Source organism: Mesorhizobium sp. RCAM 05099 (assembly GCF_059683685.1).
In genome coordinates this window covers 3,767,170-3,780,171 of sequence record NZ_CM185035.1, presented here as the reverse complement: position 1 = coordinate 3,780,171, position 13,002 = coordinate 3,767,170, and the positions used below count along the sequence as shown (strand labels likewise).

Annotated in this window: 12 protein-coding genes; 5 read left to right on the top strand and 7 right to left on the bottom strand. The window is 57.6% G+C overall.

Annotation, left to right across the window (positions count from 1 at the left end):
- Positions 1–293: 293 nt before the first annotated feature.
- From AC56QQ_RS18520 to AC56QQ_RS18500, 5 genes are all read right to left on the bottom strand, one after another.
- Positions 294–2,786 (bottom strand): DNA primase family protein, encoded by a 2,493-nt coding sequence (locus AC56QQ_RS18520; RefSeq protein WP_497122937.1) that lies wholly within the window; start codon positions 2,784–2,786, stop codon positions 294–296.
- A 158-nt stretch (positions 2,787–2,944) separates the two neighbouring features.
- A complete protein-coding gene (locus AC56QQ_RS18515; RefSeq protein WP_497122936.1) occupies positions 2,945–3,241 on the bottom strand; it encodes a helix-turn-helix transcriptional regulator in 297 nt (98 codons plus the stop codon).
- Between the two features lie 71 nt (positions 3,242–3,312).
- Positions 3,313–4,527, bottom strand: coding sequence for a methylamine utilization protein MauJ (gene mauJ / locus AC56QQ_RS18510; RefSeq protein WP_497122935.1), 1,215 nt, complete (start codon positions 4,525–4,527; stop codon positions 3,313–3,315).
- Positions 4,528–4,662: 135 nt separating this feature from the next.
- Positions 4,663–5,964 carry a tyrosine-type recombinase/integrase gene (locus AC56QQ_RS18505; protein ID WP_497122934.1) on the bottom strand — a complete coding sequence of 434 codons (1,302 nt, stop codon included), beginning with the start codon at positions 5,962–5,964 and terminating at the stop codon, positions 4,663–4,665.
- Between the two features lie 426 nt (positions 5,965–6,390).
- Positions 6,391–6,759: a YybH family protein gene (locus AC56QQ_RS18500; RefSeq protein ID WP_497122933.1), complete on the bottom strand. Its 369-nt coding sequence runs from the start codon at positions 6,757–6,759 to the stop codon at positions 6,391–6,393.
- A 308-nt stretch (positions 6,760–7,067) separates the two neighbouring features.
- Between AC56QQ_RS18500 and AC56QQ_RS18495 the strand changes: the two genes are divergently transcribed.
- On the top strand, positions 7,068–7,634 hold the full coding sequence (locus AC56QQ_RS18495) for a CatB-related O-acetyltransferase (protein WP_497122932.1): 567 nt from the start codon (positions 7,068–7,070) through the stop codon (positions 7,632–7,634).
- A gap of 109 nt (positions 7,635–7,743) precedes the next feature.
- On the opposite strand, the gene AC56QQ_RS18490 is transcribed toward AC56QQ_RS18495, so the two are convergent.
- A complete protein-coding gene (locus tag AC56QQ_RS18490) occupies positions 7,744–7,923 on the bottom strand; it encodes a hypothetical protein (protein ID WP_497122931.1) in 180 nt (59 codons plus the stop codon).
- A gap of 427 nt (positions 7,924–8,350) precedes the next feature.
- Between AC56QQ_RS18490 and AC56QQ_RS18485 the strand changes: the two genes are divergently transcribed.
- From AC56QQ_RS18485 to rimO, 4 genes are all read left to right on the top strand, one after another.
- A complete protein-coding gene (locus AC56QQ_RS18485) occupies positions 8,351–9,040 on the top strand; it encodes a DUF2161 domain-containing phosphodiesterase (protein ID WP_497122930.1) in 690 nt (229 codons plus the stop codon).
- A 109-nt stretch (positions 9,041–9,149) separates the two neighbouring features.
- Positions 9,150–9,557 carry a DUF930 domain-containing protein gene (locus AC56QQ_RS18480; protein ID WP_497122929.1) on the top strand — a complete coding sequence of 136 codons (408 nt, stop codon included), beginning with the start codon at positions 9,150–9,152 and terminating at the stop codon, positions 9,555–9,557.
- A gap of 186 nt (positions 9,558–9,743) precedes the next feature.
- Positions 9,744–10,403 (top strand): TerC family protein, encoded by a 660-nt coding sequence (locus AC56QQ_RS18475; protein ID WP_091585755.1) that lies wholly within the window; start codon positions 9,744–9,746, stop codon positions 10,401–10,403.
- 146 nt (positions 10,404–10,549) lie between these two features.
- The gene (gene rimO / locus AC56QQ_RS18470) at positions 10,550–11,863 is read left to right on the top strand and encodes a 30S ribosomal protein S12 methylthiotransferase RimO (protein ID WP_497122928.1); all 1,314 of its coding nucleotides are present in this window, start codon (positions 10,550–10,552) and stop codon (positions 11,861–11,863) included.
- A gap of 71 nt (positions 11,864–11,934) precedes the next feature.
- On the opposite strand, the gene AC56QQ_RS18465 is transcribed toward rimO, so the two are convergent.
- The gene (locus tag AC56QQ_RS18465; protein ID WP_489861330.1) at positions 11,935–13,002 is read right to left on the bottom strand and encodes a BMP family ABC transporter substrate-binding protein; all 1,068 of its coding nucleotides are present in this window, start codon (positions 13,000–13,002) and stop codon (positions 11,935–11,937) included.

Sequence of the window (13,002 nt, the reverse complement as noted above, 5' to 3'; positions counted from 1 at the left end):
CAACCGGGCGCACCCGGTTTCCGGCCTAAGCGCACGAGGCTATTTGACAAGCTGGATACGGACTTCTTCGTAATCATCTTGGTGGTCGGGGCAATCTGGCTCGCGGTGCGCTTACTGATATATGCGCTAAGTTAGCCGGGCAGCTTGGACAGCTTTTTCGTTATTCTTTTATATGGATACAACACAATAGGGTTGGTTGCACCCTCACCGTTTCCCACACGTATGGAATAAAAAAAGCTGTCCAAGCTGTCCTAGTAAATTACATAATTGCTATAATTGCCGCTAATCGCTGATCAGCCACCGGCTGGCGGACTTCCATAATTTGCCGCAGTCCGCAATGTCAGCCCGGTTATCCAGCTTCCGTTAGAACGCTTACCCGGGAACCGTAGCTTTTCCATCCGATCCCCCATCATCTGCTTGCCTACGATCTGGCGCACACCGGATCGCCGCGCCCATTCGGAAAACACGCGATAGACTTCATCCACGGCCACAATGCCGAGCGGATCGGCAACGCATTGTTCCTCGACAAACTGTGCGACTTGATCGGCTTCCATCCGCCATTTTCGTTTCGCCTCGATTGACGATGGTGGCGCAATGAAGCCGTGAGTAGTAGCCTTAGCGTAGCTGGTGATCGCAAGATTGAGAATTCCCGGCAATTCGGTGGTCAGCTTGGCCTTGAGGTTGTGATCCTGTTCTGTCTCGCTGAACGTCCGGTTGAATGTGATGATGGTTGCGCGGCGGAATAGCGCGTCTGAGAAATCTCGCGTGTGCGGAAGGTGGTTGGTGCCGAACCAGCATGTCGCGAATGCCCGCATTTCGAACGGGTGACCGTTCTTATCTTCAACGGTGGTCAATTCGCCGCTAGTGATCGCCTTCAATTCGGCGTCAGCAATAACCTCGCCCTGCTTCAATTCGGTCACGATATTCGCGAGCTTTTGATGAAGGTGCGCGCGCTGAAATCGCGATTGGAAATTGGCCGGTTGGACGCCTGCGACGTTCTTCATCCCCGTCAAAGCTTCGATCACCGATAGCAGCACGCTTTTTCCATTCGCGCCGCCGCCGATGAGCATGATGAAGCGTTCATGCTTTGCGTGGCTCATCAGCGTGTAGCCGATCAATTCCAGTAGCGACCAAATCTTGAAATCCTTGTCCGGATCATCGCGGAACACATCGTTGAGAAACGCGAGAAACATTGGCGCGGTCGCGCTTGGATCATAGGCCACCGGGATTTGGGTTGTGCGGTAATGCTCGCGTCGGTGCGGCTGTAGCGTCCAACCGATGTCGGCCAATTCTAATTCGCCGTTCCGGCAATTCACAACGTCGGGATTGCTGATATTGAAGGTGTGATCCGGGCGGTAGGTCTCATTCCGGAGAACATCGGCCACGCCGCTGACCCTTGCGGCGGTGACGGCGCAGTTATTCGCTTCTAGCGTTGTCTGGACCTGTTTCTTGATTGCGATATCGTCGCGCTTGTTCCAAACGCCGCGCCCTTCCCAAATCCAAAAATGATTCTCGGCATGGATCACGTTTCCAGCGCCAGCGGTAGCGAGCGTCATTCTGGCAAGCACAAGGTGGTCCGGTTCGGTGTCGTTGGTCGCTTGCGATGCTTCCGCCCTAAGCGTGGCGATCCTGATACCGGTTAAGGTGCGGATCGCGTTCAAAATGGTATCGCGGTGGATCGGTGGGAGTGATCCGGCCTCTCTACAAAGCGCCGTTATCGCGTCGGCATTGTCCGGCGTCAGCTTCGCCGCGTCGTTCAAGATTTCTTCGATGTTGCGGCTTGGAAGCGGTGCCGGTTGCTGCGGCTGTAATGGTGTCGCGCTCGCGCCGGGCGGCAACTGATACGTCGCGCCGTTGAATAGCGCCATGGGGTTCAGTTGTGGCGGTTCCCCATAAGCTTCGCGGTGAAGTCGTCGCCAACCCTTTACGATGGTACCGCGCTTCAACGTGTCGTTCCAGTATTTGAGGTTTTTGGCGGGATCGTTGCCCGGATAGGTTTCATTCCAAGCTTGCCAAATCGGCAACGCTTCATTCATGCGTTCAGGCGCGATGGATTGCATGAACGCGCCGCTCACAGCGGTCCAATCGCCGCGTTCGGTGAGTTGGCGAACGTCGATTTGCTTCAATCCTGCAACAGCAGCGTCAAAGCTTGGCGCGCGCTCGCCCTGGCCGATTGGAATATACCCGTTCATCGGTGCAGATGGCGGAGGCGCAACGATTGGCAAGCCTTCGAAGGCATCGAGCGGACGGCCTTCAACTCGCCAGAATTGGACCGGGTTCCCGCCCGCTACGCTGCCAACATAGAACGCCTGCGACGGGACGAAGCTTTCCGGTGCGAGAATGCCGCCAAGCAAGCCGTTGAGCTGCCCCACAAGCGCATGCCGGTCATTCGGGGTGTGCGGTCGCGACAAGCGGCATAGGACACGCCAGCGGGGCGTGCCGGGCCGATGCGAGGGCGACGTGTAAATAAACGCCTGAACACCGAATGCCGTGAGAATTCGCGCTGCTTCGGACGGCTGCAACAGCCCGCCATCATAGTCGCCTTCGATGCCGAATACCGCTTCGAGGTTTATATCTGATCGATAGTCGCCCGCGAACGTGGCCAGCTTGATCAGCGGCAAGCCGTCTTTGGTCGTCGCGGTCGTCGCGTCCTGTACGATCCAATCGCAAAGAGCGGGCCACTCGACATCGCGGCGCTGTCCTGCCGGCTGATTGTTCTGCTGAAAATAGGTGATCGAAAGTGCGGTCGGGTTGCCCGATGGCGCGAGCGGTGCTAAAGCGTTCATTGCATTTATTCCTATTGCCCGGTACGGCTCACAACGCCTGCCGGGCTTATTTTTTAAGTTCGAATGAGCACCGCTCCGCCGCACTATTTGCGGCAAGCGATTGATTTAATTGATTGCGGCTGCGGCCTAAGCTTTCGTCTAATCAGCGCGACTGACGATCAGGCCGCTTTTTGCCGCTGTTGCATCAGATATTCGAGCACATCGGCGCGAAGATAGCCGACCTTGCGTACCGAAACATGCAGCTTGCGAGGAAAGGCCGGATCGGTCTTTTCGAGCCGTTGGCGTGTGGTGTCCGAAATGTTCAAAAGCGCGCAAAGCTGATCGCGCGTGAGTAGAATCAAAGCGTCCGACATGGGGATGCGTCCTAAATCTCTGGATTGAAAGATTTGCGGGCATCCACGCCGCGAGCGCCGCCGATCATCCGATCGAGGCGGCAATTCCAGATGAGCATGCATAGGCATATCTAGTCAACAAAAACGACCGAAAAACCCTGTATGTTTCAGATAGTTATCCACACATTGTTAGTCTACGCGTCACGATCGATTGGTTCAAAAATCTCACGGAATAGGTCTTGCCATGCTCCCCCTTCATTTTTTGCCAATGCCTGTCGGATCAGTGACATGTCCGTTGCAAGCACAAGCGCATGGATATGACCGTCCTTCCTCTCCTTAACCCGCTGTTGGATGCGGTCGAGCATCTCTTGATGGTCGCTTTTCGAATAGCTGAGCTTCCGTAGCCGGTCATATTGCTCATGCGTCATTCTAACCACTGATGGCAAAGCGCTTTGCGGCGGCCCGAAAGGCTTCATCGCCACAGTCATGCCGCTGAATTCGAGATCAAAATGCCCCTCCTTGTCAAAAGGGACAAACGTCTGAATATGGGCGACCGCATCGACTTTGTAGTGCACATACGTTGAAGGCATGCCCATTACTAACGTGCCGTTGAACATCTCTTTCGGGAACTGCCTGACAAGGGCCTTCCATAAGACTCGCCCCAAGGTGTCGACCACGCTTTGATGCGGATCAGGTAGCGAGCTTTCATTTTCCCTAAGCGTTGCCCCGTGCATGAGGCCGTTCCGCGTCTTGTCGAGCAAGTCCACGGTGGCATCGTCACACTCTTCATCTGCCGCCATCATTAACGCCCGGATGGCCTGTTTTGCATAAGGTCTGTGCTCTGGGTGCGTTCCGCATTTCTCACAGTAGAGAGCCGACTGACAGTGGGGGCATTTGTCATGCACTTTCGCAGTTGGCTTTTGAAATTCAGCAACAATTTCGAGAGCAAACCAAAAGTAGGTGAACTGATCATCAGGCGCAGTCGCGTCAATTCCTAACCTATACCAGCGGAGAGCGCGCCGAATGGCTGGTGGAACGTCAAATTCGAGCAAGCGCTCAATCGAGTTTGCGTTCTCATCTCTTAGGAAAGGTTGCGGGTCTTCGTACTCGATCCTTTCGCCCCACATTAGGACATTTCTCATCGCTCCCTTCGAGGAAGCTTCTGCGTCCACGATCTGTCGAATTCTGTGTTTTCGAAAACCGGAGCCTGTAGTAAAGGCCAGCATATTTAGGCAGTTTGCCAGCACGTCCTCAGCAACATCTTTGGCGTCTTCCAAGTTTTCTGCTTCAAAGTAGATTTGAATGGAAAGTAGGAAGGGTGTCGTAAATTCTGAACGTGGAATATTCTTTATCCGCGCTTTGAAAGCTCCGCGCGGGTCATTGATCGTCAACACAAGGTCATCGGCCACCACTGAGACCCCCGAAACTACCTCAAAATTTGCTGCGCAACGCATGGCTCCCTCCGCGATGGCTTCTTTCGCTCATAGCTTTGCTGGGCACGGTGGTCGCTCCAAGGCGGTCACCACGCGTCCAGTTTTTCACCACTAGGCGATAAATCGTTGCCATGCTTGCTTATAGTTGTCATTCGAGATCAAAAGATAATCGTTCCATTGCTGCATTAATTGTTTGCGACGTTCCAATGCATCGCCGCGCCTATAGGCCGCTACGGTCCTGTCTTTGATGGTGTGTGCCAAAGCCATTTCGGCGATTGTGTCGGGATGCAGGGTTGTCTCTGCCGTCCAGTCGCGGAATGCCGAGCGGAAACCATGCACGGTCAATCCGTCTCGCATTCCACGCAACATTTCGAGCATCGCCATATTGGATAGCGGCTTGTCGCGCTTGGCTCCCGGAAAGACATACGGATTGCCAGCGAAACGGTGCAGACCTTTCAACAGGGTGATTGCAGCGCTCGACAGAGGAACGCGGTGTTCAACGCCGGCCTTCATCCGCTCCGCTGGAATGGTCCAGGTGGCGGCTTCAAGGTCAAACTCATCCCAAGTCGCAAGCAATGTCTCTGACGTGCGAACCGCGCAAAGGATCGTCAGCATAAGCGCCTTTGCCGAGTAGTCGGTTTTTGTCTGCAATTCCTGCACAAAGGCCGGAACGTCTGCGAATGCCATCGCTGCAAAATTGCCTTTGAATTGCTTGCCTTTCTTGCCGAGCCAATGCTGCAACCCGTCTTCCCATTTTGCAGGATTGTGGTGATCCTTCCATAGTGCCTTTGTTTCGGCGTTCGCGCTGCCGAGCGCCTTAGACTTCGCTGCGGCAATGATAGTTTCGATGCGCATCCGAACGCGTGACGCGGTTTCCGGCACGGCGTCCCACAACGGCAATCGCTTGCCGCGTCGAATGTGCTGCTGCTGCAAAATCGATAGCACATCGTCAACGCTGATTTCGTGCGGCAGCTTCCGCCCAATCTTCGGATAAACGTACTGAGAAAGCGTGTTTTCCCATTGCTGCGAATGTTTGGGATTTTTCCACTCGCTTTTGTGCTGCGCAATGTAGTCGCCTGCCACACATTCGAAGGTATCGCCGGCTGTGCTTTTCGAGCGGTTCGAAGTTGCCTCGCGCAAAGCGAGTGGATCGATTCCGGCTTTCACTTTGTCGCGCTCGAATATCGCGACCATCTCTAGCTCTTTCAACTTGCGTTCGCTGATAGGGTCCGCATGGGCTTCCACCGTCATAACACGGCGGCGATTGTCGATGGTGTAGCGAATCACCCACGACGCCTTTCCGTTCTTGGCGAGCGCGAAGCACAGGCCGTTGCCGTGCGACCAAAGATTGGGTTTTCCCGCCTTGATGCGGTTGCGGAGTTCGCGGTTGAGATCGTCTATCTTGCGTGCCATTTGCGGAGCGGTCCCTTCGGTTAGATGGCCATTGCCGTGCTAACCTTTAGAAGCCGTCCGACAGATCAGTTGAATAGCTACGATTAAGCAAAATGTAGCGATATCAACAGGTTGGCTACTAGTGACTAGTCACGACTAAGCCAACTTAAGGTCACTTCCTCCGCCATTGGTCATTGATTTAACTGAATAATCTTCTGTTTTACATCGCAGCGGCGTCGGCCATTCTTTGTTGTGGATCAGTTGCGATGGGAAGCCGATTTATTTCCCGCTAAAACGTGGGGACGGTCCGGCGTGATCTCCTCGATCCGCGCCTTAGCTCGTCAGGGACCATCGCCTGTTCAAGCGCTTCGGCCACTCCCTTGGCCGCTGTGGTCAGGATCGTCAGCCAATGCGGCTTGTTGAAACGGTCGTTGCAGGCTTGTCCGGTCATTCTGCGGGGTCGCTGCTGTTCAGGCTACACATACGGATCAACCAGCCTCCGCCGACCTGGCGCTGAAAGACGCTGAGCGAAGTTCCGTTTCCGGTCGCCGCGCCTTCCGAATAGGCCGCGAGAGACCAGGCTAGTTCACCGGACCCTCCTGCCTGCGTTATGACAAGAGTTTTGTCGGGAGTGGCGTGTTGAGTCCAGATGCCGTGCAGTGCCTCTATCGCCGCGCGGCCGCGAGCCGGCGGCGCATAGGGAGAATGCAATTCTGCGTCAGATGTAGATATGGCCGCACAACCGACAGCGTCCCCGGTCCGATAGGCCGCAATGTAGATGTTCCAAATTCCCTGCAATTCATCGCGGATTGACACAATTTCTGCTCCCTGGCCAGCTCCTTAATTTGCATGCTTCGAATATTAGCATGAATGTATACAATCGCGAGTGGGTCACCGCCCCGCCGCGAGGCACCAATATTTTGGGGAATAATATTCTGTCAGGCCGTTTCTTCATGGCGGGCAGGAAGTTACGAGCCATGGCATTGCCCTTTCCGCCAATGAATGTCTAACGTCACTCCGGGAGCGAGCAGACGGGCCGCTGCGGAAGTGTAGTTGGGGGTGAAATGTCGAAATTGTCTATGTGGTGGCGCAACAGACGCCATCCAATTCCGAAGAGCGCCACAATGGGTCGCTGGACTTACGGTATTGACGACGGTCAAAAAATTGCCGGATGCGGTCCAGAGTCACCGCTTGAGATCGGTTCCTTTTGCTCAATCGCTGCCGAGGTCGTGCTCTTGTGCAGCGGCAACCACCCAACGGACTGCGCGACGACGTCCTATGTCCACTCGAATATGATGGGAAAGGCCTCGCCTTGGGATCGCCCCGGAAAGGGCGGCATCAAGGTCGGTAATGATGTGTGGATCGGCAGAAGAGCCCTGATCCTGCCCGGGGTGAACGTCGGCCACGGTGGCGTTGTGGGAGCGCAAGCCACGGTTACGAAGGACGTGCCGCCCTATGCCATTGTCGGCGGCAATCCCGGCAAGATCATCCGGCTGCGCTTCTCCGAAGAAATCATCGGTAAAATGCTGGCTATTCGCTGGTGGGACTGGGACGACGAAAAGATCAAGCAGGAAGCCGATTTCTTGACAGGTCCGATCGATGCTTTCGTGGCTCGGCATTTCACGCCACAGCCGATCCAGGCACCTCACGGCACAGTTCGTGAGGTCGAGGCGCGAAAAGTTCTCGCATAGCGTCGCTCGAAAGCCAGCTTCCTGCACCTGTTCCGGTCTCGCTGCTGGCCTTCGTAATCGGGATGATCGTGAAGAACACCGGCCGTTGGTGGCAGCCGCGGCTTACAGCTCAGCAGTCAAAGATCCCCGCCATATCCTGATGCATCGAGCTATGGTCGACGCAGAGCCTGTCGATGAGCGCCTGGAGCTTGGTCAATTTGCAGCATATCGGATGCCCGCAATTAACGTACATCATCTCATGAGGGGCGTGGGTGCCGACGAGGGTTTTTTGAGATTTGGCGATCTCCATTGAAGGGTCGCCGTAACGAGGAGCCTATTCCTGAAATCGAGCTGGCCGGTAAGTGGAACAATCAGGGGATACAGTCGAATGCACAGGGCCGACTCCTTGCATTTTAGCTAACTTGAATGTGAGAAGGGTCATGGAATTCCGGGCGGGGGCTCATGACCACAGACCTATTTCTCGCCGCTGTCGCGGCGTTCTCGATTCTCGTACCGCTCTACTTCATCCTCAGGTGATGCGTCAGGCCCTCTCCGAGCCTCACCAGAGCGCGTTTCTGCTCCTTGCAAAGGCCCGAAAGTATAACCCATCTCCCCGGAATGAACTGTGACCCATCTTTCGGGAAGGCCAGACGTTTCCAGGCGCTGATCCAGCGGGCGCGCGGTAAGCCCCGCACCGCCGCAAGGCTTTATCGCCCGAATCGGCTAAGCCTTGAGGCATGAACGAGACCTCACTCTATGCACCGGTGAAGCGGTTCCTCGAAAGCCTCGACTTCGTCGTGAAAGGCGAGATCGGCGGCTGCGACATTGTTGCGTTGCGCGAGGGCGAGCCGCCGGTCGTCGTCATCTGCGAACTGAAGCTGCAGTTCAATCTCGAACTGGTGCTGCAAGGTGTCGATCGCGCGACGGCCTGCGACGAGGTGTGGCTGGCCGCGCGCATGTCGGTGCGGGGCAAGGGACGTGAGGGCGATGCCAGGTTTCGCAACCTCTGCCGCCGGCTTGGCTTTGGCCTGCTTGGCGTGACTGCGAATGATCGGGTCGAGGTGCTTCTCAGCCCGGTCGCGCTGTCGCCGCGCAAGAATGCGCGACGGCGCTCTCGGCTGGTCGACGAACATCAGCGCCGCCGCGGCGATCCCGTTGCGGGAGGCGGGTCGCGCAATCCGATCATGACGGCGTATCGGCAAAGCGCCCTCGCCTGTGCCGCCGCGATGGCCGACGGACCCAAACGCCCCCGTGATCTGAAGATGCTGACGCCGATCGCGCCCAAGATCCTGCTGCACAATGTCTATGGCTGGTTCGCGCGCGTCGACCGCGGCCTCTATGACCTTACCGCCGCCGGCCGGGCTTCGCTGGTTCGTTGGCCGCAATTGCCTGACGCGGCAGAGCAGACAAAAGATTTGAACGCTTGAATGGGTGAAAAAGGGGCGCATGTCCGGTCGGACTGTCGCCGATCACATTCCGATCATTGATTTCTGATCGGTGCGGAATGTCCCGTCATGTTGATTTTTCCGACAAAACATGCTGCTTGTCCCGCCCATGAAGAAGCTCTGCATGACCGCCTTGGCGTCTGTGACGCTGAGTTTTCCGGCCAACGCAATGGACAGTGCATTGCGCGCCGGCCTGATGAAACTCGATCCGCAAACCCGTCTTGAACAGCGTTGTGATGCCGAAGTGCTCGACCGGATCACTCACGACGATCGCAAGTTCAAGGCGGATCGCGTCGTCGCCTACGCCTTCGCGACGCCCGAGATGGGCACGGATGCAATCAGGAGCCCAGGTGCCGCGTTTCGCAGCAAGGGGCAATGGTACCGGTTGAAGTTCAAGTGCCAGACGGGACCGGACCATATGCAAGTTTTGCAACTCCGTTACCGGATCGGTGATGAGATTCCGGAAGCCGATTGGGCAAAGTACAATCTTTACGATTGATTTGTTCTCGGCCGTGGCGGTTTTGCCCGGCTGCCGGAAAGTGCGCAGATTATTGGATTCGGCCTCGGTGGAACGATGGTTCGGTGACGCCGCCATGGGCGAACCCTTGACGTCAAGGGATCACCAAGTTAGGGCCCGTCTGGATAATCGACGAACACTCGGCAAACAGGCAAGGGCTTCCGGTCGATGGACATTTTCAGCGCTGCCAGCCTGACGGCCCTGCTCCAGGTCATCGCCATCGACCTCGTCCTTGCTGGCGACAATGCGATCGTCATCGGCCTTGCCGCCGCCGGGTTGCCGGCCGAACAACGCAAGAAGGCCATCCTCATCGGCGTGCTGGCGGCAACGGTGCTGCGCATCGGTTTTGCCTCGGTGACCGTCAGGCTGCTGGCGATCGTTGGCCTGCTCCTGGCCGGCGGTATCTTGCTGCTGTGGGTCTGCTGGAAGATGTACCGCGAGTTGCGCACGTCGCATGCCGATGAGCTGGAAGCGACCGAGGCGCTGTCGAATTCCGATCTCGACAACGACAACGCGGTGGCTGGCAAGACCAAGCGCAAGACGCTCGGCCAGGCAGCATTGCAGATCGTCGTCGCAGACGTGTCGATGTCGCTCGACAACGTACTGGCGGTCGCCGGTGCCGCGCGCGATCATTTCCCGGTGCTGGTCATTGGCCTCGTGCTGTCGATCGCGCTGATGGGCTTGGCGGCAAGTTTCATGGCCAAGCTGCTGCACCGCCATCGCTGGATCGCCTATATCGGCCTGCTCATCATTCTCTATGTTGCTGTCGACATGGTCTATCGCGGGGCGATGGAAGTCTGGCCGCATGTCAGCAACGCGGTAAGCTGAAAAAAGCCTGTCTCCGGATCGTTCGATCTGGCTTGAGGCTTCACGCTCGATCGCCGCGCGTCTGGCCATGGATGTCTTCCACCATACCAATGCCGCAATAAGTGTGGTACTGGCGCCGCAATCCTGAAAAGTCCGGAAAACCCTATATGTCCGCTCCCCGCGTGAGTTTTGTCAGTCTTGGATGCCCGAAGGCCCTGGTGGATTCGGAGCGCATCATCACGCGCCTGCGCGCCGAGGGCTACGAGATCGCGCGCAAGCATGACGGCGCCGACCTCGTCGTCGTCAACACCTGCGGCTTTCTCGATTCCGCCCGTGACGAGTCGCTCAACGCCATCGGCTCCGCGCTTTCGGAAAACGGCAGGGTCATCGTCACCGGTTGCCTGGGCGCCGAGCCGGACGTGATCCGCGAGAAGCATCCCAACGTTCTCGCCATCACCGGCCCTCAGGCCTATGAGAGCGTGATGGCCGCCGTGCATGAAGCGGCGCCACCTTCGCATGATCCCTATGTCGATCTGCTGCCGCCGCAGGGCGTCAAGCTGACACCGCGCCACTATGCCTATCTCAAGATTTCGGAAGGCTGCAACAACCGCTGCACCTTCTGCATCATTCCGGCGTTGCGTGGCGATCTTGTCTCGAGGCCGGCGGCCGATGTGCTGCGCGAAGCCGAGAAGCTGGCCAAGGCCGGTGTCAAGGAGCTTCTGGTCATCTCGCAGGACACAAGCGCCTACGGCATCGACATCAAGTACCAGACCAGCATGTTCGGCGACCGCGAGGTTCGGGCGAAATTCCTCGATCTGTCCGAGGAATTGGGCAAGCTCGGCATCTGGGTGCGCATGCACTATGTCTACCCCTACCCGCATGTCGCCGACGTCATCCCGCTGATGGCGGAAGGCAAGATCCTTCCCTACCTCGACATCCCGTTCCAGCACGCCTCGCCGCAGGTGCTGAAGAACATGCGCCGGCCCGCGCATGGCGAAAAGACGCTCGAGCGCATTCGCGGCTGGCGCGAGGTGTGTCAGGATCTTGCCATACGCTCGACCTTCATCGTCGGCTTCCCCGGCGAAACGGACGATGATTTCGAGACGCTGCTCGACTGGCTGGATGAAGCCAAGATCGACCGTGCCGGCTGCTTCAAATACGAGCCGGTCCGGGGCGCCCGCTCCAACGACCTAGGCCTCGAACAGGTTCCGCAGGAGATCAAGGAAGCGCGCTGGCACCGCTTCATGCAGCGCCAGCAGAAGATTTCGGCAACGCAGCTGGCCAAGAAGGTCGGCAAGCGCTTGCCGGTGCTGATCGACGAGGCGCACGGCACGTCGGCAAAAGGCCGCACCAAATACGACGCGCCTGAAATCGACGGCTCCGTCCACATCCAGTCGCGCCGCCCGCTGCGCCAAGGCGACATCGTCACCGTCAAGATCGACCGCGCCGATGCCTACGACCTCTACGGATCGGCGGTCTGATTTCATTCCGTTCACGCAAGCAAAGAAAAGGGCGCCTCGCGGCGCCCTCTTCATTTCAATCTTCGCGCAGCTTACTGCGGCAGCTTGTCGTCGACACCCTTCACATAGAAGTTCATGCCGAGCAGCGTGCCGTCGTCGGCGACTTCACCGTCCTTCAGCCATGGCGTGCCGTCCTGCTTGGCGATCGGCCCGGTGAAGGGGTTCCAGCCGCCGGCGATCTTCTTCGAGGTTGCCTCAGCCATCGCCTTCACGTCGTCGGGCATGTTGGTGAAGGGCGCGAGCTTGACCGCGCCGTCCTTGATGCCAAGCCAGACATTGTCCGGCTTCCAGGTGCCGTCCAGTGCCGCTTGGACCCGGCTGATATAGTAGGGACCCCATTCGTCGGTCAGCGAGGTCAGCTGCGCGTTCGGCGCGAATTTGATCATGTCGGAGGATTGGCCAAAGCCATGCAGCTTGCGCTCCTCGGCCACCTGCAGGGCAGCGGTCGAATCGGTGTGCTGGACGATGATGTCCGCACCCTGGTCGAACAGCGCCTTGGCGGCGTCGGCTTCCTTGCCGGGATCGAACCACGAGTTCACCCAGACGATCTTGGCCTTGAAGTTCGGGTTGATCGACTGTGCGCCGAGCATGAAGGAGTTGATGCCCATCACCACTTCCGGGATCGGGAAGGAAACGATGTAGCCCGCGACGCCGGACTTCGATTCCTTGGCGGCGATCTGGCCGAGCACATAGCGGCCTTCATAGAAGCGCGCATTGTAGAGGCCGAGATTGTCGCCGGACTTGTAGCCGGTCGCGTGCTCGAACATCACCTTGGGGAATTTCTTGGCGACCTTCACTTCCGCGTCCATGAAGCCGAACGAAGTGCCGAAGATCAGCTTGCATCCCTCGCGCGCCAGACGCTCGAAAGCGCGGTCGGCATCGGGGCCCTCGGACACGTTCTCCAGATAGGCGGTCTCGACCTTGTCGCCGAGCGCCTTCTCGACCTCGAGCCGGCCCTGGTCGTGCTGGTAGGAATAGCCGAAGTCGCCGATCGGGCCGGTGTAAACCCAGCAGGCTTTCAGCTTGTCGGCGGCCTCCGCGGACGCCGCCAGCGAAAACGCCGCTGTCGTGGTCATCAGGGCAATAAGCAGTTTTTTCAT

Coding starts and splice junctions, on each gene's coding strand:
- AC56QQ_RS18495 (WP_497122932.1), top strand. CDS start 7,068: ATGGGTCGCTGGACTTACGGTATTGACGACGGTCAAAAAATTGCCGGA.
- AC56QQ_RS18480 (WP_497122929.1), top strand. CDS start 9,150: ATGCTGCTTGTCCCGCCCATGAAGAAGCTCTGCATGACCGCCTTGGCG.
- AC56QQ_RS18485 (WP_497122930.1), top strand. CDS start 8,351: ATGAACGAGACCTCACTCTATGCACCGGTGAAGCGGTTCCTCGAAAGC.
- AC56QQ_RS18475 (WP_091585755.1), top strand. CDS start 9,744: ATGGACATTTTCAGCGCTGCCAGCCTGACGGCCCTGCTCCAGGTCATC.
- AC56QQ_RS18515 (WP_497122936.1), bottom strand. CDS start 3,241: ATGCATGCTCATCTGGAATTGCCGCCTCGATCGGATGATCGGCGGCGC.
- AC56QQ_RS18490 (WP_497122931.1), bottom strand. CDS start 7,923: ATGGAGATCGCCAAATCTCAAAAAACCCTCGTCGGCACCCACGCCCCT.
- AC56QQ_RS18520 (WP_497122937.1), bottom strand. CDS start 2,786: ATGAACGCTTTAGCACCGCTCGCGCCATCGGGCAACCCGACCGCACTT.
- AC56QQ_RS18465 (WP_489861330.1), bottom strand. CDS start 13,002: ATGAAAAAACTGCTTATTGCCCTGATGACCACGACAGCGGCGTTTTCG.
- AC56QQ_RS18505 (WP_497122934.1), bottom strand. CDS start 5,964: ATGGCACGCAAGATAGACGATCTCAACCGCGAACTCCGCAACCGCATC.
- rimO (WP_497122928.1), top strand. CDS start 10,550: ATGTCCGCTCCCCGCGTGAGTTTTGTCAGTCTTGGATGCCCGAAGGCC.